At 60.8% G+C, this 19000-nt stretch carries 17 protein-coding genes; 2 read left to right on the top strand and 15 right to left on the bottom strand.

The features are described from left to right. Nucleotides 1–66: 66 nt before the first annotated feature. The 3 genes from J2X43_RS30590 to J2X43_RS30580 form a co-directional block, all read right to left on the bottom strand. Entirely contained in the window at nt 67–888 is an 822-nt protein-coding gene (locus J2X43_RS30590; protein WP_112389954.1) for a bifunctional allantoicase/(S)-ureidoglycine aminohydrolase, read from the bottom strand. Nucleotides 889–1004: 116 nt separating this feature from the next. Continuing rightward, nucleotides 1005–3977 carry an autotransporter domain-containing protein gene (locus tag J2X43_RS30585; protein WP_112389955.1) on the bottom strand — a complete coding sequence of 991 codons (2973 nt, stop codon included), beginning with the start codon at nt 3975–3977 and terminating at the stop codon, nt 1005–1007. 152 nt (nt 3978–4129) lie between these two features. Next, nucleotides 4130–4399, bottom strand: a complete 270-nt coding sequence (locus J2X43_RS30580; protein WP_405049668.1) for a hypothetical protein — start codon at nt 4397–4399, stop codon at nt 4130–4132. A gap of 139 nt (nt 4400–4538) precedes the next feature. Between J2X43_RS30580 and J2X43_RS30575 the strand changes: the two genes are divergently transcribed. Beyond that, entirely contained in the window at nt 4539–5090 is a 552-nt protein-coding gene (locus J2X43_RS30575) for a ribonuclease H (protein WP_112389956.1), read from the top strand. On the opposite strand, the gene J2X43_RS30570 is transcribed toward J2X43_RS30575, so the two are convergent. The 5 genes from J2X43_RS30570 to J2X43_RS30550 all read right to left on the bottom strand — a co-directional run bounded on the left by J2X43_RS30570 (nt 5074) and on the right by J2X43_RS30550 (nt 10534). Next, nucleotides 5074–5430 (bottom strand): hypothetical protein, encoded by a 357-nt coding sequence (locus tag J2X43_RS30570; RefSeq protein ID WP_112389957.1) that lies wholly within the window; start codon nt 5428–5430, stop codon nt 5074–5076. The two genes, J2X43_RS30575 and J2X43_RS30570, sit on opposite strands and share 17 nt — an antisense overlap. Before the next feature lie 375 nt (nt 5431–5805). Next, on the bottom strand, nt 5806–6789 hold the full coding sequence (locus tag J2X43_RS30565; RefSeq protein WP_112389958.1) for an ABC transporter permease: 984 nt from the start codon (nt 6787–6789) through the stop codon (nt 5806–5808). After that, nucleotides 6786–7781 carry an ABC transporter permease gene (locus J2X43_RS30560; RefSeq protein WP_112389959.1) on the bottom strand — a complete coding sequence of 332 codons (996 nt, stop codon included), beginning with the start codon at nt 7779–7781 and terminating at the stop codon, nt 6786–6788. Before J2X43_RS30560 ends, J2X43_RS30565 begins: the two co-directional genes overlap by 4 nt. Continuing rightward, the gene (locus J2X43_RS30555) at nt 7778–9316 is read right to left on the bottom strand and encodes a sugar ABC transporter ATP-binding protein (RefSeq protein WP_112389960.1); all 1539 of its coding nucleotides are present in this window, start codon (nt 9314–9316) and stop codon (nt 7778–7780) included. The genes J2X43_RS30560 and J2X43_RS30555 overlap by 4 nt, the downstream gene beginning before the upstream one ends. Nucleotides 9317–9394: 78 nt before the next feature. Continuing rightward, nucleotides 9395–10534 carry a sugar ABC transporter substrate-binding protein gene (locus J2X43_RS30550; protein ID WP_112389961.1) on the bottom strand — a complete coding sequence of 380 codons (1140 nt, stop codon included), beginning with the start codon at nt 10532–10534 and terminating at the stop codon, nt 9395–9397. 221 nt (nt 10535–10755) lie between these two features. Here J2X43_RS30550 and J2X43_RS30545 point away from each other — a divergent pair, with 221 nt between their 5' ends. After that, entirely contained in the window at nt 10756–11769 is a 1014-nt protein-coding gene (locus J2X43_RS30545) for a LacI family DNA-binding transcriptional regulator (protein ID WP_112389962.1), read from the top strand. A 4-nt stretch (nt 11770–11773) separates the two neighbouring features. On the opposite strand, the gene J2X43_RS30540 is transcribed toward J2X43_RS30545, so the two are convergent. The 7 genes from J2X43_RS30540 to J2X43_RS30510 all read right to left on the bottom strand — a co-directional run bounded on the left by J2X43_RS30540 (nt 11774) and on the right by J2X43_RS30510 (nt 18861). Continuing rightward, nucleotides 11774–12736 (bottom strand): GGDEF domain-containing protein, encoded by a 963-nt coding sequence (locus J2X43_RS30540; RefSeq protein ID WP_112389963.1) that lies wholly within the window; start codon nt 12734–12736, stop codon nt 11774–11776. Between the two features lie 113 nt (nt 12737–12849). Further along, on the bottom strand, nt 12850–13854 hold the full coding sequence (locus tag J2X43_RS30535; RefSeq protein ID WP_112390083.1) for a GlxA family transcriptional regulator: 1005 nt from the start codon (nt 13852–13854) through the stop codon (nt 12850–12852). Nucleotides 13855–13966: 112 nt separating this feature from the next. Further along, the gene (locus J2X43_RS30530; protein ID WP_112389964.1) at nt 13967–14731 is read right to left on the bottom strand and encodes an SDR family NAD(P)-dependent oxidoreductase; all 765 of its coding nucleotides are present in this window, start codon (nt 14729–14731) and stop codon (nt 13967–13969) included. 9 nt (nt 14732–14740) lie between these two features. After that, nucleotides 14741–15793 (bottom strand): ABC transporter ATP-binding protein, encoded by a 1053-nt coding sequence (locus J2X43_RS30525; protein ID WP_112389965.1) that lies wholly within the window; start codon nt 15791–15793, stop codon nt 14741–14743. 20 nt (nt 15794–15813) lie between these two features. Beyond that, nucleotides 15814–16644 carry a carbohydrate ABC transporter permease gene (locus J2X43_RS30520; protein ID WP_112389966.1) on the bottom strand — a complete coding sequence of 277 codons (831 nt, stop codon included), beginning with the start codon at nt 16642–16644 and terminating at the stop codon, nt 15814–15816. 29 nt (nt 16645–16673) lie between these two features. After that, on the bottom strand, nt 16674–17609 hold the full coding sequence (locus J2X43_RS30515) for a carbohydrate ABC transporter permease (RefSeq protein ID WP_112389967.1): 936 nt from the start codon (nt 17607–17609) through the stop codon (nt 16674–16676). 1 nt (nt 17610) lies between these two features. After that, the gene (locus J2X43_RS30510) at nt 17611–18861 is read right to left on the bottom strand and encodes an extracellular solute-binding protein (RefSeq protein WP_112389968.1); all 1251 of its coding nucleotides are present in this window, start codon (nt 18859–18861) and stop codon (nt 17611–17613) included. Between the last annotated feature and the right edge of the window lie 139 nt (nt 18862–19000).

Raw genomic sequence — 19000 nt, 5'->3', positions numbered from 1 at the left:
AACGGCGCAAAAATCAAAAGGTTTCACGCCGGCCGGACAATTTGGGTCGCGCCCGCAAGACGTCCTCTAGAACAGCGGTGCGTGCCGGTTGACGTCCTTGTAGAGCAGGTAGCGGAAGCGGCCGGGGCCGCCTGCATAGCAGGCCTGCGGGCAAAATGCGCGCAGCCACATGAAATCGCCGGCCTCGACTTCCACCCAATCCTGATTGAGGCGGTAGACGGCCCGGCCTTCGAGAACATAGAGACCATGCTCCATGACATGGGTTTCCATGAAGGGGATCACGGCGCCCGGTTCGAAGGTGACGATGGTCACATGCATGTCGTAGCGGATGTCGGCGGGATCGATGAAGCGCGTCGTCGCCCATTTGCCGTCCGTGCCGGGCATCGCGCCCGGTTCGTGCTGGTCCTCATGGGTGAAGATGGCGGGCGGCGCCTCCAGCCCCTCGACAGGCTGGAATGCCTTTCTGATCCAGTGGAAAGTCGCAAGCTCCGCGCCGTCATTTTGCAGCGTCCATGCACTGCCGGCAGGCAGATAGGCGAAGGATCCGGCGCGAAGCTGATGGACGCGTCCTTCGTGTCCGATCGCCAATGTCCCCGACACGACGAAGATAGCCGTCTCGGCCCGTGGCTCACCTTCCGGCTTGGTGCTGCCGCCGCCGGGCGCCACTTCCATGATATATTGAGAGAAGGTCTCGGAAAAACCGGTCATCGGCCGCGCGATGATCCAGGCACGGGTCTTTGACCAGTGTGGCAGATAGCTGGTGACGATATCCGTCATCACGCCCCGCGGGATGACCGCATATGCCGTGGTAAAAACCGCCTTGCCGGAGAGGAGATCGGTCTGCGGCGGAAGGCCACCGGGAGGGGAGTAATACGAGCGGTTTGCCATGGTCATTCTCTCAGCGTTTTCGACGGTTCGGACGGTAGTCTTCGGCACGCGGCGGCTCAAGACCGGTTTTGCAATCCGGCGGATTTTATCGGGCGCATCAGGAGGTGCGGCCCCTCCTAGAAATTCGCAACCAGTCTCGCCTGTGCCGTACTGGATTGCAGGCCCTTGCCGAACTCGCCGGAATAGCTGAGCGTCAGCCAGGTGGATTTGGTGAGTGCTGCGGAGAGGCCGAGCCTCACCAGCAGGGAATCCTGGGGCATCTCGACCCCTTCGATGACGAACGGCGAGCCGCCTGCAAAGGCCAGGCTCGAATACGGCGTCAGGTCGCCGGCGAGATGCCGCCAGCCGAACATGCCGGAGACCTTGACTGGAAGATCGCCCTGCGGCCAGTCGGCCGACCAGCGAAAGCCGATCGTCGAGGCGACGATCGCGTCGTTGCCGTCCGTAGCCGACAAGGCCGCCGCACCGCCGCTCTCGCGGAAGCCATCGCTATCCAGATTGACGTAGGCAAGGTTGGCGAAGGGCTGCAGCTTGATGGCATCCAGCTCCTGCGTCCAGGAGATGCCGGCGAAGACCTGGCTCGTGGCGCTGGCATAGCCGGCGGTCAGCTGATCAGCAAAGGTGCCGAAGGCGATGTCGCGCTGGGTCGATGCGTCGTTGTGAGAATAGATGGCCCCACCGACGAGGTCGAGGGGTCCGAAATCGCCCGCGGCATAAAGACCGCCGTGATATGAATCCGTATCCGCCTGATCGAGGGCATCGTGGCTGTAACCGGCCATCCCGCCGAGACGCCAGTGATCCGAAACCGGCACGTCCCCACCTGCGATGATGCCTGATGTCGTGGTGTCGAGACCGGCGGCGTTGCCATCGCCCTGCCAGCTGTTTGAAGACAGGAAGCCAGCGCTCCAGAATGTTGCCTGGTCGTGCTGCTGATCGGTGCGCGATGCCACTTCCTCGATAATTGCATCGCGGGCAAAGCGGCTTTCCCACAGCAAAGCGCTTTTGAGCGAAGCGTGAACCTCGCCGCTTAGCTGTGAGAAGGCGCTGTTGGCGGTGCTGATATCCAGCGGCAGAACGGCGTCATAGACACCATTTCCCGAACCCAGGGCCTCGACAGCAGCCGCTGTGGAACGGCCGTTCGCCGTCTCCGCGACATCGGCGAACTGCACACTGTTGCGATCCAGCTGCATGTCGGTAGCGGTCGTGCCGTAGGTCAACGTCGGCGACAGGAAGGCGAAGTTGCTCGTGACGTCATCGAAGGTGCCGGTGATGTTGCCGGCGCTGAGGATCGTGTAATTGGTTGCCAGCCCGTAATTGCCGCTCGCCGCCCTTATATCCAGCGTGCCGCCCTGGATATCGACGGCGCCTGTCGCGTCCACCTTGTCGGCAGCACCACTGGCGTCGATATCCACCTGATAGGTCGAGCCCGCGCGAAACGTCAGCCCCCCCGTTACCGCAAGCGTTGCAATCCCCGGGCCAGGCGAAAGGATGCCACCCGAATTCACCGTCAGGCCACCGACGACGCCGCTGCCGGACAAAAGGCCGCCGCCGAAAATATCGACCGCGCCGGATATCGTTCCGTCATTGACCAGCGAGCCGCCGGACACCGTTGCCGGCCCGCTGATCGTCCCAGTGTTGGCAAACGTGCCTCCGCTGTTGACGAGTGACGCGATGGTGCCGTCGTTAGAGGCGTTGCCAGCGTTCGTGACGGCGCCCGCGACCGCCCCGCTATTGTTGGTGAAACTGCCTGCTGCCCCAACAGCGACGTCATCGAGCGTTGCGTTGTTGACGACGCTGCCGCCGTTGACGGTCGTCGCCCCCGTGACTGCACCACCGCCGTTGTTCGTGAACGTGCCGCCGTCGTTCTGAAGCGAGGCGACCGTGCCCGCATTGGTCACGGTGCCGGAATTCTTGATCGCACCGGCAGTTGCGCCGCTGTTGTTGACGAAGGCGGCGACCGCAGCGACATCCGCATCGGTGATGACAAAATTGTTGGTGACAGCCCCGCCTGTAACAGTCGTCTTACCCGTCACCGTCCCGCCGGCATTGTTGGTGAAAGCGCCGCCGGTGTTGGTCAGGGCATCGATCGTACCGGCATTCGATGTGTTACCGGCATTGGTGACGGCGCCGGCCGCCGCGCCGCTGGCATTTGTGAACATGCCATCTGCACCGACATTGACGTTGTGAAGGGTGGCATTGTTTGTCACCGTGCCGCCCGAGACGTTGGTGCCGCCGGTAACGACGCCGCCGAAATTGTTGGTGAACGACCCGGCGTCGTTCTGAACGGAGCCGATCGTTCCGGCGTTGGTGAGCGCGCCGGAATTCCGGATCGCACCGGCCGTGGCTCCATTGTTGTTGACGAAGGCGGCAACGGCGGCAACGTCCGCGTCGGTGATGACGAAATTGTTGGTGACCGTGCCGCCGGAAACCGTGGTTTTCCCGGTCACCGTGCCGCCGGTGTTGTTGGTGAAATTGCCCGCCGTATTCGTCAGAGTGCCGATCGTCCCGGCGTTGGAAGCCGTCCCGGCATTGGTGACCGTCTGGGTGATGGCGCCATTGTTGTTGACGAACGTCCCGCCCGCGGAAACATCGACGGCATCCATCCCGCCATTGTTGGTCAATGCGGTCGCCGTTCCGACCACGGCGCTGTCGAGCGTGCCGTTGACCGTCACATTGCCATTGTTGAGCATCAGGCGGCCGTTGAGGTCGCCATCGACGGAAAGCGCGCCGCCATCCAGGCTGACATTCGAGTTCAGTATGCCGCCCGCATTGATGCTGACGCTACCCGAGCTGATCGTGGTGCCGTTCGTCGTATTCAGCACGCCCGTATTGGTAATGGTGACATTGCCGCCGCCGACATCGAGCGTTCCAACAGAAACGCCATTTGTGACCTGCGGAGATCCGGTGTTGACGACAGCGGTGTCGGCTGCGCCGGGCGCGGCAGGCGTCCAGTTCGAACTATTACTGAATTCATTGTCCGAGCTGCCCGACCACGCCGATTGGGCAAGGCCGTGCACAGGCAGCACCACGGAAGCCAGCGCCGTGAACAGGCCTAGACGGCGGGAGAATGCCGGAAGCAGTGGTTTCATCAGGTCGGCCGACGCTAGCAAGCACCCGCCATTCGCCGGCGGGACGGTTAACAATTCCTATCCGAGCCTGGTTAATGAAGTCTTACATCGTTGGGTTGAAAGCCCTTTGCCGAATCCTGATCGACCGGACGGGAAACGCTGAAACCGGCTCGCTAGTGGACGGCCGGCTCCGAGTCATCGAGGAAGGACGCGATCCCGTCGCGGGCGATGGTCGCCAGGAATTCGTCGAACGCATCGCGGTCGGTCTCGAACGGTTCGTCCCAGCGGATCAGGTCTTCCGACTGGGTCACGACTTCCATCGTCCAGTCTTCCTGGCTGCCCTGGGTCCGGAAAATGTCCACAAGCACGGTGACACCATCTTCCGTGAATTCACCTGACAGCTCCGAATGTTCAAGCTTCGGTTCCTTGGCCTTTTTCGCCACTTTAATCTCCTGCGCCATCCGGCGCATGTTCGGGACACTTTCAAACGTAGCTAGGTGTCGTGCTGGCCGGTGTCAACCGGCGCTTCCCTCGACAGCAGCCAGTTGACCACTTCCCGGAAAGGCATCAAGGCTGGCAGCCATGACGACGAAGCTTATAAGCGGACCGGAGAACAGCCAGCTGGATATTCCCCGGAGCCACCAACCGCTGATCATCTTCACGGATGGCTCCTTCGAGCCAGGTGCTGCCCACGCGGGATGGGCCTTCGTCGTCTATGCGGATGAGGTCGAGGTGCTTGCAAGCGCCGGGCGCTTCCCGGCTGCGCCAGGGAATAATGCAGTCGAACTGACCGCAATCCTGAACGCCGCTCGATGGCTCAACGCCCATGCCGCTAACCGGCAGGCCGTCATTCTGACCGACTCCCGCTATGTGCTGGAGGGCTGCAATCGATGGCGTTTCATCTGGAGAAGCAACGGCTGGAAGAGGATCGAGCCTGACAGCCGCCGCAGGAAGCGGGCGATTGCCGATCGCGCGCTGTGGCAATCCCTCGATATCGAGCTTCAGCAGAACGACCAGATCACCGTCAACTGGTGCAAGGCGCATTCCGGCATCGCTGGCAATGTTCGCGCCGACGCGCTGGCGACACAAGCGCGTCTGGCGAAGACGGGCGACAATATCAGCGCTTCAATATGAAGACCGCCTTGCCGCCTTGAGACGCCTCGATGCCCTCCTTGGTCCGCTTCAGCATCAGGCATTTTTCCGCAGCCTGCGGCTCGGTCCTGATGCAGATCCCGTCCGCCACGGCTTTCCAGGTCGGGTGAATGCTGACCATGCTGTCGCTGATCGTTCCGCCGCCATCCGGTTTGAAAACCAGGATATTCGATACCCGGCGCTTGACGACATACATTTCCCAGGGATTGCCGTCGGCAACCACGCGCGCCAGAGACTCGGCAGCATACGCGCCGGGTGCCGAAAGCATGGTAATTGCGACGGCAGCAGCGGCGAACAACCCGCCGGAGGATTTTTTGGACATCAGTGACTTTCTGAGCGTTGATGGGGCCTGGCGCCGATTGCACGCAATCGTCACCGCAACGAGGCGCAAGGATGAGTCGAGCGCGCCTGTATCCGGTCTTGCCATTCAACATGGCATTTTTGAGTCTGCCGCGACCTGTTTCAGATGCCTGCTCACCACCTGTCGGCGGTCAGCCATCTGAGATGCGGATCACTCGCGTCCAAAAGAAAAGGCCGGGCGAACAATCGCACCGACCTTTCTTTATCGCTTCAGCCTCGTGCCAGTACATCCGTGGTCACTGTCTGAGCGATGTCATGGGGTTAGTCTATTCCGCCTGCATGGATTTGCAAGCACGGTTTGATACCAAATTCGGCTAGGATCGCGGCCCGCGCTGTATCAGGCAAGCTTCTGGCGTCCATAGAGCAGCAGCATGCAGACGATGACCGCGCCGTAAATCAGCTGCCGTCCGGCTTCCTCGATCTGCATGACGGAGAGGATCGATTGCAACAGGGTAATCAGGATCACGCCTGCAACCGTCCCGAGATATGAGCCCTTGCCGCCCAGTACATGGGTGCCGCCAAGAACGACAGCGGCAATCGACGGCAGCAGATAGGCATCTCCCATCGATTGCGAGGCCTTCGACGCATATCCGGCAAGCAGCACGCCGCCGAGCGCGCTCAGTGCACCCGATATGACAAAGGCGAGGAGCGTGATCCGGCGGGTATCGATGCCGGACATGTAGGCGGCCCGTTCACGGTTGCCTATGGCGTAGAGCGAGCGGCCAAATGTCGTCCGCGTCAAGAGGAAAACGGTGAGAATGCCGGTGACGAGCCAGACGAGCACGCCGTTTGGAATGGCCGGAATGAGGTAGCCGGTAGCAAGAAAGCGCATCGCTGGAGAGGCCGCGTCCTGCGGCGCGAAACCGCCGGTATAGACGACCATCAGACCCTGGACGACGGCATTGGTCGCGAGCGTGATGATCATCGATGGAATACGCAGATAGGCAACCGCTGCACCGTTGAAGGCGCCGATTGCCGCACCACAGAGGATACCGAAGGGGATCGCAACGATCGAGCCCGCCGTACCATAGGCCGTTGCCGCACAGGCCATCATCGCGCCCGCCGTCACCACCCATGGCACCGAGAGGTCGATCTGGCCGAGCAGAATCACCATCATCATTCCCGTCGCGATCACCCCAAGAAACGAGGCGACCTTCAGCTGCTGCAGCAAGTAGTCGGGAGACAGGAAATTCGATGAGTAGATCGAGCCGCCGAGCAGCAGCAGAATGATGCAGCCGAAGGCGATGGCGACGGCCGGATCGACGCTGCGAAGACGGACCGGAATGATCGACTGGCGCATGTAGGATGCATCCTCACTCATTGGAACCACTCCAGCCGGTTGCGAACGCGGGCAAGCCCGATGCAGCCGATGCTGATCGCCGCCATCAGCACGATCCCCTGGAAAAGGGGCTGCCAAAGCGGATCGAGGTCGAAGACGAACAACAGGTCGCCGATGGTGCGGAAAGCCAGGGCGCCGAACACCGCGCCGATGGCGCTGCCCTTGCCGCCGGCCAGCGACACGCCGCCAAGCACCACGGCGGCAATCGAATAGAGCGTATAGGCGTTGCCGCTCGCAAACGCCGCCTCGCCGGTATAGGAGAAAAAGGTCAGGTATAGGCCGCCGATCGCCGATAAGAGCCCGGCCAGCGCATAGGCTGCCAGCTTGGCCCGCTTGATCGGCATGCCCGACATATAGGCGGCGTTTTCGGACGAACCCGCGGCATAGGCCGCGCGGCCAAGCACCGACCGGCTGAACGGTACCCAGATGATCAGGATCGTCAATGCCAGGACAATCAGGCTGGTTGGGAAAATGCCGAACAGCTTGGAGGTGAAGGCATCGGCCAGATCCTCGTTCACCGATCCTCCCGGAGTCGGCCGCAGCAGCAAGGCGAGGCCGAAGAAGATGGCACTCGTCGCGATCGTCGTGACGATCGGCTGCAGCCTGCCGAAAATGATGATCAGGCCATTGAGCAGGCCGCAGGCAAGGCCGGTCAGCAGCACCGCGACAATGCCAAGACCTGTTTGCAGCGGTGTGCCGACCACGAGCCACGACGCAAGGCAATTGCAAAGGATCAGGATCATGCCGGCCGAAAGGTCGATGCCCGCGGTGATGACCACGAAACACTGCGCCATGGCGACAAAAGCAAGCAGCGTTGCCTTGTTCGACGCCGTCTGAACGACATTCGGCGTGAAGCCCGCGGGATGGTTGCTGACATAGATCACGAACATGACGAGGAACAGCGCCGCGGCAAGCAGCGTGCCCTTGTGCTGAACATACCAGAACCGCCAGTCGCTTGGAGACTTCGCGCTCATTGCCCGATCCTTTGTTCGACGGCCTGCGGATTGATGTTGAGTGCGCTGGCGATCAGTTCATGCTCGTTGATCTCTTCACCTTCGAGCGAGCGGATGACTCTGCCGTCATACATGACCAGAACACGGTCGCAGCAGCCGATCAGCTCATCGTAGTCGGTCGAGTAGAAGATGATTGCCGCGCCATCATCGGCAAGCTTGCGCAACAGCGCGTAGATTTCCTGCTTGGTGCCGACGTCGATGCCGCGCGTCGGATCGTTGAGCAGGGTGATCTTCGGGCGGTTCATCAGCCATTTGGCGATGACCACCTTCTGCTGGTTGCCGCCGGACAGGGCCCCCACCGGCATGTCGATCGTTGCGGCCTTGATTGCAAGGAGCTTCAGGAGTTCGTCGATCCTCGCCTGCTCGGCACTGCGATCGATGACGCCATGCCTGGAGACGCTGCCGAGTGCGGCAATCGACAGGTTTTCGCGCACGGTCATCGGCAGCATCAGCCCTTCCGTCTTGCGATCCTCAGGGATCAGCGCAATCGACGTGCCGCCCGACTTTGCCTGTTTCGGGCTCCTCAATGCCACCGGCTGACCGGCAACCTCGATACTGCCCTTGGTGTCGCGAAGCACGCCGAACAGCGCCAGCAGCAGTTCGCGCTGCCCCTGCCCGTCCAACCCGCCGAAGCCGATGATCTCGCCGGGGCGAATGTCGAAGCTGATATTTGACAACCTGTCTCCCCAGGAAAGCCCGCGGCAGGAGAGCACCGGGGCGCGATCGGCCGGTTTTGCAGGCTTCGGTGGAAAGACATTGGTGTATTCGCGGCCGATCATCAATTCGACCACCTGCTGATCGGTCTTGGTGCCGGCGGGATACGATTCGATGCTGCGGCCATTGCGAAACACCGTGCAATCGTCGGCGAGCGCTGCGATCTCGTGCATGCGATGGGAGATGTAAACGAGTGCCATGCCTTCCGAACGCAACCGCTTCAACACGCCGAAAACCTTCTCGACATCGGATTGGGTCAAGGCCGACGTCGCTTCGTCCAGGATCATCAGCCTGGGCTTGCGGGCCAGCGCCTTGGCAATCTCCACCATCTGGCGGCGCGACAGCGGCAGGTCCTTGACCAGCGACGAAGGATGAATGTCGGATGCGCCGGCGCGTGCCAACGCTTCTTCGGCTATCGCCCTTTGCCGGCGCCGGTCAATCAGGCCGAAGCGTAAGGGCGGGTTACTGATGACGATATTGTCGGCAACCGACAGGTCCGGGATCAGCGACAGCTCCTGAAAGACGCAGACAATACCGGCAGCCGTTGCTGCAGCCGGACTGGCGAAGGAGACCTCGCCGCCATCGAGCAGTATGCGCCCTTCATCGGGCGCGACGGCACCTGCCATGATCTTGATCAGCGTCGATTTTCCAGCTCCGTTTTCGCCAAGCACGGCATGGATGGCGCCGGGCCGGATAGCGATGCTCGCATCCTTCAGCGCGATCACACCGCCATATCGCTTCGATACGCCGTCCATCCGGAAAAACGGTTCAGGCAAATTCATGCGTCCACCTCCCGCGGTCGCAGCAACAGCAAGGCTGCGGGCGCGAACGCCCGCAGTCAATATGGCAAATTGGACCGCTTACTGGTTTTCCTTGCTCTGCCCCATGATTTCCTGGGCGGTGAAATTGATGCCGCAGGTGGGGAAGGCATTGCCGACGAAGAAATTGTCGGATTCCTTCGGATAGTAATCCTGGCCTTCCTTGAAATCAGGATCGGACACGAGCGCCGTCGGCAGCTTGATCGCCTGCGGGATCACCTGCCCCTCAAGAGCAGCAATCGCCGTCTTGATGGCGACGGCAACCTGGGCCGGGCCAGTGCCGGCCGACGTGCATTTCAGGCCATCGCCGGCATGGGCAGCGCAGAGCTTGCGGAAGCCGTTTTCGGTCTCGCCACCAAACGGCACGAAGGGATGCTTGGCATCGATCATCGCCTGGACGACGCCGGTATCACCGCCCTGGGCGGTAATCCCGTCGAACGGGCCGTTGGTGGCAATTGCGTCGGCCGTGGCCTTCTGCGCGACGCCGTCGTCCCATTTGCCGACGACTTCGGTCACGTCAAACTTCTTGCCGGATGCGGCGAGCGTTTCCTTGATGCCATCGTGGCGGTCGGTATCGACGGATGTGCCGGCTACGCCGCGAACTTCGAGAACCTTGCCGCCCTGAGGCATATGCTTGACCAGCCAATCGCCCCAGATGACCCCGAGACCTTTCTGGTCGACGTTGACGTTGATCGCGTCCTTGCTGTCGAGCGTGTTGTCGAAGGCAACCAAGACGACACCGGCCTCCTTGGCGCGCTTGATGACCGGGCCAAAGGCTGTCGGGTTCTGCGCATCGACGACGACGGCGTCATATCCGGCGTCAATGAAGTTGTTGATCGCCGATATCTGTGCCGGCACGTCCTCGCCGGTGGAGACGACCTTGAACTCCTTGAGCTTTGCCTTGACGTCAGGCTGCGCGGCATACGCCTTCGCCGTCTGCACCATCTGAATGCGCCAGGTATTGGCGATATAGCCGTTCGCCAGCGCGATGCGGTACGGGCCTTCTTTCTTGGGGAACTGCAGGAATTGCGTATCGGACGCCCATGGCGTCATGCATTGCGGATCGGCGGCCGGGCCGGAGACGACTTTCGGCTCCGCATAGGCAGCACTGCACAAAAGAGCCAGCATGGGCGCGGCAAGGCCAGCGAGCCGGATGGACTTCGCTTTCAACGACTTGGGCATGAATGTCCTCCTCCACGAGGCGGATCGAAGCCGCCTCTCCAGTATGATCTGATTGGCATGCTTGATCCGGAAGGCTCCATTCCCATCCATATCCGGAACGGCAAAAAGGTAACATAGTTGACAGCGCTGTCAAATTCTATTTGCTAGCGCTGTCAACTATGGCATAACTATAGATATTCTGACTTCGCATAGAGAAATATATCATACCGGAGAATTACTTCATGCGACGCGTGACATTGGACGATGTTGCAAGTCTTGCGGGCGTCAGCCCGATTACCGTGTCACGGGTACTGCGCAAGCCCGATGCCGTCTCCGAGGGCCTGCGCATGCGTGTCAACGCCGCGGTGAAGGAGCTCGGCTACGTGCCGAATATCGCCGCAAGCCGGCTCGCCTCTGCCCGTACTCACGCGATCGGCGTCATCGTGCCGACGCTCTACAACGTGATCTTTGCCGAGTATCTGTTTGCCTTGCATGAAGTGCTCGTCGGCGCCGGCTTTCAGGTCATTGTCGTCAATAGCCGCTATTCGGAACTCGAGGAGGAAAATGCCGTCAAGGCGCTGCTCGGCCAGCGGGTCGAGGCGATCATCATGGCCGGCATTCACCACACGGCACATGCGCGGCAGCTGCTTGCTCATGCCAATATGCCCGTCGTCGAGACATTCGAGCTCTCCGACGATCCCATCGATATCAATATCGGCATGTCGCAGGAGAAGGCCGGCTGGGCGGCGACACGCCACCTCATCGAGCGCGGTTTCCAGCGCATTGCATTCCTCAGCGGCAATCTCGATCATCGTTCCCAGTCGCGTTTCGATGGATACCATCTGGCGATGAAGGAGGCGGACTATCAGAGCCTGGAGCTCGTGACGCAGAAACCCCGCCACAGCTCCATCGCGCTTGGCTCGGCACTTTGCGCCGAGATGTTCGAACGCGGCAACATTCCCGAGGCGATCTTCTGCACCGACGACAACCTTGCGCTTGGCGCCATGCAGGAGTGTCGGAAACACAATATCCGGATTCCGAGCGACATCTCGATCATCGGCTTCCACGACCTGGAATTTGCCGCCTGCGCCTCCCCTTCGCTATCGTCCATCGCATCGAGACGCTACGAGACCGGCAGGCTCGCCGCTGAAAAAGTTCTGGCGGCCGTCAACGCCAGCACCGCCCATGGCGCCGAGCAGATCGATCTCGGCTTCAAGCTGATCGTGCGCGAGAGCACGGGCGGACAGCGATCTTAGGCGATCAGGCGGCGTCGAGACTGGGCGGCTGATGAACGACGAAGCGGTTTCGTCCCGACGCCTTGGCGCGGTACATCGCCCGGTCCGCTTCCTCGTAGAGCGAAGCCGAGGTCGATCCCGATCCGGCCCATGCGACGCCTATCGAAGCGCCGAGCGCGATATCGTCCCCCGCATTCCACTGCATGGCGGCGACGATGCGGTTTGCCGCGGTCTCCACCTGCTGGATCGAGGCGCTCCTGTAAATGACCGCGAATTCGTCGCCGCCAATTCGGGATACGAGATCAGCACCTTCGGCGGCAAAATTCAGCCGGCGCGCCGCCTCGATCAGGCAGGAATCGCCGACTCGGTGGCCGAGGCTGTCGTTGACGCGTTTGAAGCCGTCGAGATCAACCAGCAGCAGCGCGCAGTCGGTCGCCAGCCCGGACCCGACGAGGGTATCGAGGCGCTCATGGAACCTGAAGCGGTTCGCCAGTCCCGTCAGATGATCGAAATCGGCACGATGGCGGATTTCCTTCAGCATCATGATCTCGAGCGTCACGTCCTGCTTCAGCCCGAAGATCCGCACCGCCTTGCCGTTTTCGGATTCGACCCGCGCCGTGATCCTGATCCAGCGGCGATTTCCCTTTCGGGTGATCACCTCGGCGTCGAGCGAAAAGCTGCCGAGCTGCTCGATCGCGGCACTGCGAAGCCGCTTCAATTCGCTGAGCGTCTCGGCGGAATACATGGTGACGATCTCATCGCGCACCAAAGGTGTTCCCGGATCGACATCGAAGAGCTCGTAGACCATGTCGGTCCACCACAGGCGCTCATCGGCAAGACTGCATTCCCAGGCGCCGATGCGGGCAGCCTTGGAGCAGCTGTCGAAGACCTTTTTGAGATGATAGACGTCGCTCGCGAGATCGATGCGATCGACCTCAACGGTGTCCGTTCGGCTTGATCGTTTCCTGACCGGGGACGACGACGGCATCATGTTCCTCCATCCCGGCTATGGGATGACGGAAATCTGACATGGATTTATTGACGGGCGGTTTATCAGCCATCGAAGATACACTCTGTTTCTCAGGCTTTATTGCCGCAGTCTCAGCCGCTCAGTCCGCGCAGCTTGATATTTTTCCGGACGGTGGCCGGAGGTGCCTCGAAACGCTCCCTGAACTTTCTGATGAAATGCGAGGAATTCTGAAAGCCGGCGCGAATGGCGATCTCGGCGAGCGGAATCTTCGTGGTTTTCACCAGGCGCATCGCCGCGTCCAGCCGGACGATCAGGTAGGCGGAGGCCGGAGAAGTGCCGACCGCCGCCCGGAACGAGCGCTCGAGCTGGCGGCGCGATAGCCCGCTCTGCGATGCGATATCCTCGATATCGAGCAGATCTTCGATATGCTGCTCCATCGTCAGAAGCGCCTTTTCGACCCTCGCATCGTCGATACTGCCCTGCCCGATCGGATTTCGGGGCTGCATCTCGTTGGCATCCCGCCGTCTAGCGATCTGCAGGATTTCGAGCGCGTTCTTCTCGGCGAACTCTCCGACATGCCGGTTGAGCAGAAACGCCGCCAGATCCGCCGCGCTGCTGCCGCCCGCACAGGTGATGACGTTTCCGTCCTCGACGAACAGCTCGTGCGACGTCACGGAGATGTCCGGGAAGCGCTCGCGAAACTCGCCATGGTGCAGCCAGCTGACACAGGCCTTCTTTCCCTGGAGAAGACCCGCCTCCGCCAGAATGAAACTGCCGGTGCAGAGGCCGATCACCGGCACACCCGCATGCGCGGCATTGACGACATAGGAGACAGCGGCGCTGTCGAGCGCCTCGATCTTCTCGTTGATCCGGCCGCCGACGACCACGATATAGTCGAACTCGGCGGGTGGTTTCAGCGACGCGTTTGGTGGCACGGGTACGCCCGAGCTCGACGTCACGAAATGCTTGTCGACACTCATGACCAACCAATCGCAGGCAATTCTCCCGGAATTGTCGCGCTGATCGCTGCCCAGCCGCAGCGTATCGACGAACAGGGAAAAGGCGCTCAGCGTAAAATTTCGCGCCAGCAGGAAGCCGATCTTCAACTTCAGTGAGTTGGCTCTGTCGCCACGCATATGCAGATCCATCCGGCAGCAAGTTTGTCGCGAGCATATGCGGAAACAGCATTGCGTGCACAAGTGTTGGCGACATTCACGCAGACTGTCCGCGGCGTCTGATCTGCCGAACTTACTCTACGAGGCTCGCCCCGCCATCGATGACAAGGCACTGCCCGGTCATCCGCGAGGCGCGGTCCGACAGCCAGAGGATCGCATCGGCAATATCCGATGCCTCAGGAATGCTCTTCAGCGGTGCTGCGGCAATCAGCCCGGCCTTGAACTCACGGTAGGCATCTTCGCTGAGCCAGGAGAGCGCCCAGGAAGTATCGACGAACCCGGGGCAGACGGCGTTGACGCGGATATGCGGCGCCAGCGTCCGCGCAAGGCCGCGGGTCATCGTGTTGACGGCCCCTTTCGAGGCTGCATAGGCCAGCGACGAACCAGAGCCCGAGATGGCCGAGTCCGACGAGACGTTGACGATCGACCCCAGCGGCGCCTTCTGTAGATAGGGGACGGCGGCGCGGATCATCTGATAGGTGCCGCTGACATTGACGCGGAAGATCGCTTCGAAATCTGCAGCGTTGGATGCATTGAGATCTCCGGCTGGGGCCTGGCGCGTGACGCCGGCATTGTTGACGAGCGCGTCGATCCTGCCGAAGCGGCGGATCGTCTCGTCCGCGATCCGTCGGCAATCCGCATCCCCGGCAATATCACCGGGGATGGCGATCGCGTCGGCTCCCGCTTCCAGGCATTGGCGGACCACGTCTTCCGCGCCTGTCCTGTTGCGGCTGTAGTTGACGGCAACGTCGTAGCCGCTGCGGGCAAAGGCGATCGCCGTTGCCGCGCCGATACCGGATCCGGCACCGGTGATGATGACAGTTTTCCTGCTGCTCATGGTCTGCTCCTAGATCCGGATGCGCTGCTCGCCCTCGTCGAACAGGCAGACCTTTGCAGGATCGTAGGCCAGATGGACCTGCTGACCGGGCTGCACGACCAGCCGCTCATGTGCCTGGACGACGACCTGATGCTTGCCGACGCTGACGATCACCTCGGTGCTGGCGCCGGTCGGCTCGACGAGATGGACGATACCGGCCACGCCCTTGTCCGACAGGACGATATGCTCCGGCCGGATGCCATAGTGGATCCTGCTTTCCTCGGCTGGCGCATTCGCAGGCAGGGGAAAGCTGATGCCGTCGAGGCTCTCGAACGCCCCTCCAACAACCGTCCCCTCGATGATATTCATCGCCGGAGAGCCGATAAACTGCGCCACGAAGATGTTGGCGGGATTGTCGTAGAGCTCCAGCGGCGTTCCGGCCTGCTCGACGATGCCGGCGCGCATGACGACGATGCGGTCCGCCATGGTCATCGCCTCGACCTGATCATGGGTGACGTAGACTGTGGTGGTTTTCAAGCGCTGGTGCAGCGCCTTGATTTCGGCGCGCATCTGGACACGGAGCTTGGCATCGAGGTTCGAAAGCGGCTCGTCGAACAGGAACACCTTGGGATCGCGAACGATGGCGCGGCCCATGGCGACGCGCTGGCGCTGGCCGCCGGAGAGCTGGCGCGGATAGCGTGCCAATAGATCCTGAAGCCCGAGGATTTCGGCGGCGCGCATCACTTTGCCATCAATCTCGGCCTTCGGCACCTTCTTCAGCTGAAGTGCGAATTCCATATTTTCCCGGATCGTCATATGCGGATAGAGCGCATAGTTCTGAAACACCATGGCGATGTCCCGGGATTTCGGTGCGACGTCGTTGATGACGTTGCCGCCGATGGCGATCTCGCCGCCGCTGATATCCTCAAGTCCGGCGATCATCCGCAGAAGCGTCGACTTTCCGCAGCCGGAGGGACCGACGAGGATGACGAACTCGCCGTCCGGAATATCGACGGATACATCCTTGATAACGCTGGTCTGGGCGTAGCTCTTGCTGACGCTGCGGATTTGCACGGAGCTCATTCGGGTCCAATCTCCTGGAATTACTTGACGGCGCCTTGGGTGATGCCGGCGATGAATTGCTTGGAAAGCACGATGTAGAGAAGCGTGATCGGCAATGCGGCCAGCGTCAGGCCGGTGAACATCACGCCCCAATCTGTGGTGAACTCGCCGATGAAAACAGTCAGGCCCTGTGGCAATGTCTTCAGATTGTCCGAGGTGATCAGGATCAGCGGGAAGAAGAAGTCGTTCCAGATCGGCACCGCATTCTGGATTGCCACGATCACCATGGCTGGGCGCGCGAGCGGTAGCATGATCTTCAGCATGATCCGCAATTCACTGGCGCCATCGATACGCGCGGACTCTTCCAGCTCGCGCGGCAGCGTGCGCAGGAAACCCGTCATGATGAACACCGCCGACGGCAGGCCCATGGCGACATAGACGAGGACGAGGCCGGCATAGGTATCGACCAGATGCAGCGTATCGAGCTGGATGAAGAGCGGGATGATCGCCAGCTTCAATGGCACCGTCATGCCGCTGATGAAGAACATCAGCACAGCGCTGCCGAGGCGGAATTCATAGCGGGCGATCGCATAGGCCGCCATCGTGCCAAAGGTCAGGATCAGGATGATCGAGGCCGCCGTGACTCCGAAGGAATTCAGCATGTAGCGAATGAAATTCGTCTGATCCCAGACCTTCTGCAGATTGTCGAAGCCGAAGCTCTGCGGCAGGGCAAAGGGCGAGGTGAAGATCTCTGCATTCTTCTTGAATGAGGAAAGTACCATGACGACAAGCGGGTAGAGCATGATGAGTGCGTTCAGCACCAGCACTGCCTGAATGAAGCCGTTCTTGATCCACTCGTTGGAATTCTTCATGTCGTTTCCCGAAACTGGCAAAGGGCGGCCTAGAGCTGGATTTCACGGCGGCGCAGGAAGCGCAGCGCCACGAAGGAGAAGCCGGCGACGAAGAGGAACATCAGGACGGCGAGCGCGCTGCCCTGGCCGAAATCCTGGATACCGTTGGTGACGCTGCCGAAGGCCGTGCGATAGAAATAGAGGCCGAGCACATCGGTCGATCCGCCGGGCGATCCTGTCAGCCCCGCCATGACATAAGGGATTTCGAACCAGTTGAAGCTGCCGATGAAGGTCAGGATGCAGACGATCGTGACGCTGGGGGCGATCAGCGGCCAGATGATGCGGCGGAGGAGCACATAGTCGCCGGCTCCATCGAGCCGCGCCGCCTCGATCACCTCGGCGGAAATCCGCTGCATGCCGGCCAGCAGCACCAGCGTCGGGAAACCCAGCCAATGCCAGATATTGGCGAAGATGATGCTCCCGAGTGCGGTATTTTCATTGCCGAGCCATGCCGGTCCCTGGATGTGGATCAGCGCCAGCGCGCCGTTGACGATACCGAACAGCGGATGCAGGAAGAGCTTCCAGAGAAAGCCGACGATAACGGAAGACAGCACCACAGGAAGAAACACGATGACCTGGTGGATGCGGTGGCCGGGCAATCCCTTCAACAGCCCGAAGGCGATGAGGAAAGCGGTGCCGTTTTCGAAGACCATCAGAGAGACGAAGACGATAACATTGTGCCAGAAGGCATTGAACGTCCAGTCGCTATAGGGCTCCTCGAAGAGGACCTTTCGGAAGTTCTCCAGGCCGATGAAGTTCGACGGCAGCAGGCCGTTAAAATCATAAAAGGCAAAACGGAGGGCGGAGAGCAATGGCCAGACGACGAAGAGCGTCATCACGGCCATCGCCGGGAAGAGCAGGAAGCAGATCCACAAGGACCGGCGCTGCGGCAGAAAAGTCGTCGTGCGGCGCCGGTCCTTGTTCATGTCATTTCCCCTGGAAAGGCTTGTACCACTTGGCGAGACCATCGGTCAGATCGGCGCCAAGCTGATCGGGCGTCATGCTGCCGGACATCATCTTCGTAATGTCGTTCTGCAGCAACTCGGAACCCGTGGGCTTCTGGAAGCGGAAATAGACGACGTTGATGTGCGGCATCGCGGTCTCGTTGAGCTTGGCGACTTCTGCCAGCAGCGGGTCCTTTACGACGACGCCCTTGATCGGCGAGATGTTGCCGAGGAGCGCGGTGAACTTGTCGCCGAATTCCTTGGTGCCCATCCAGGCGACCAGCTTGAGAGCGGCTTCCTTGTTCGGCGATGCTGCGTTGACCGCATAGCCGCCGTCATAGAACTTCGTTGCCTGGGGAACATCGCCTGCCTTTGCAGCCGGCGGTGCAATGAAGTCCATGTTGATCTGCGGGTTTTCGCCCTTGTAGGTGGAGATGTCGAAGCTGCCGCCGGCAAGCATGGCCGCACGGCCGCTGACGAAGAGCTGGCCCGCGGTATCGTAATCGATGCCTTCGAAGCCTGGCGACATGTAGTCGCGCAGCTCGAGCAGCTTGTTGAGCGCCGCGATGTAGCGCGGATCCTTGAAAGTCGCCTTGCCGGTCTTCAGGTCGGAGACGAAATCCTGGCCGAGCAGCGGGCCGGTGAAGGAGGCAACGAACATTTCGTTGAACCAGCTGGTGCCAAGGCCGTTGGCGAGCGGAATGACGCCCTTTTCCTTCAGCGCCTTGGAAACGGTAATGAACTCATCCCAGGTGGTGGGCGCCTTGAGACCGGCCTTTTCGAAGACATCCTTGTTGATGAAGAGGCCGAGGGTCTGCGAGGCGAAGGGCAGCGAATAGACCTGGCCGTCTGCACGGTATGTGCCCGACAGGAGCGCATCGGCCGACATGTTTGCCAGCGAGGGCATGTTGGAGCTGTCCTGCTTGACGAAATAGCCTGACTTCACGAACTGCTCGAGCCAGCCATAGGCATGCGTGTGAATGACATCGCCGCCCTTGCCGCCGGCCAGCGCCGTCGAGACGATCGTCGGATAGTTCTCATCCGGGAAGGATTCGAACTTCACGTGGATATCCGGATTTTCCTTGGTGAAGTCGGCAAACAGCTCGTTGTAGGCCGCCTTGTCTTCCTGGCGCCAGGTCCAGAAGGAAATGTCCGTGGCATAGGTGAAGGGAGCGGAAAGCCCCCAGGCAATTGTCGCTGCGGTCAGCAGCCCTGCTATCGATCTCACTCTCATTACGCTCCCCTTTTCGTTTTCTAGGGCGTGTTCACGATCATTAACAAATCATAGTTCTTGCCTTTTGGCTAGATAGTTTGTAAAGCTGCCTAACTATATTTTTTAGCCCACCGAACTTCATGCAGAAGGCATATATTCT

The organism is Rhizobium sp. BE258 (assembly GCF_031457345.1).
In the GTDB taxonomy this organism is placed as follows: Bacteria; Pseudomonadota; Alphaproteobacteria; order Rhizobiales; family Rhizobiaceae; genus Rhizobium.
Note: the sequence above shows the minus strand (reverse complement) of the source record. Positions and strands in the feature narration are given on the sequence as shown.

Coding starts and splice junctions, on each gene's coding strand:
- J2X43_RS30590 (WP_112389954.1), bottom strand. CDS start 888: ATGGCAAACCGCTCGTATTACTCCCCTCCCGGTGGCCTTCCGCCGCAG.
- J2X43_RS30585 (WP_112389955.1), bottom strand. CDS start 3,977: ATGAAACCACTGCTTCCGGCATTCTCCCGCCGTCTAGGCCTGTTCACG.
- J2X43_RS30575 (WP_112389956.1), top strand. CDS start 4,539: ATGACGACGAAGCTTATAAGCGGACCGGAGAACAGCCAGCTGGATATT.
- J2X43_RS30570 (WP_112389957.1), bottom strand. CDS start 5,430: ATGTCCAAAAAATCCTCCGGCGGGTTGTTCGCCGCTGCTGCCGTCGCA.
- J2X43_RS30565 (WP_112389958.1), bottom strand. CDS start 6,789: ATGAGTGAGGATGCATCCTACATGCGCCAGTCGATCATTCCGGTCCGT.
- J2X43_RS30560 (WP_112389959.1), bottom strand. CDS start 7,781: ATGAGCGCGAAGTCTCCAAGCGACTGGCGGTTCTGGTATGTTCAGCAC.
- J2X43_RS30555 (WP_112389960.1), bottom strand. CDS start 9,316: ATGAATTTGCCTGAACCGTTTTTCCGGATGGACGGCGTATCGAAGCGA.
- J2X43_RS30550 (WP_112389961.1), bottom strand. CDS start 10,534: ATGCCCAAGTCGTTGAAAGCGAAGTCCATCCGGCTCGCTGGCCTTGCC.
- J2X43_RS30545 (WP_112389962.1), top strand. CDS start 10,756: ATGCGACGCGTGACATTGGACGATGTTGCAAGTCTTGCGGGCGTCAGC.
- J2X43_RS30540 (WP_112389963.1), bottom strand. CDS start 12,736: ATGCCGTCGTCGTCCCCGGTCAGGAAACGATCAAGCCGAACGGACACC.
- J2X43_RS30535 (WP_112390083.1), bottom strand. CDS start 13,854: ATGCGTGGCGACAGAGCCAACTCACTGAAGTTGAAGATCGGCTTCCTG.
- J2X43_RS30530 (WP_112389964.1), bottom strand. CDS start 14,731: ATGAGCAGCAGGAAAACTGTCATCATCACCGGTGCCGGATCCGGTATC.
- J2X43_RS30525 (WP_112389965.1), bottom strand. CDS start 15,793: ATGAGCTCCGTGCAAATCCGCAGCGTCAGCAAGAGCTACGCCCAGACC.
- J2X43_RS30520 (WP_112389966.1), bottom strand. CDS start 16,644: ATGAAGAATTCCAACGAGTGGATCAAGAACGGCTTCATTCAGGCAGTG.
- J2X43_RS30515 (WP_112389967.1), bottom strand. CDS start 17,609: ATGAACAAGGACCGGCGCCGCACGACGACTTTTCTGCCGCAGCGCCGG.
- J2X43_RS30510 (WP_112389968.1), bottom strand. CDS start 18,861: ATGAGAGTGAGATCGATAGCAGGGCTGCTGACCGCAGCGACAATTGCC.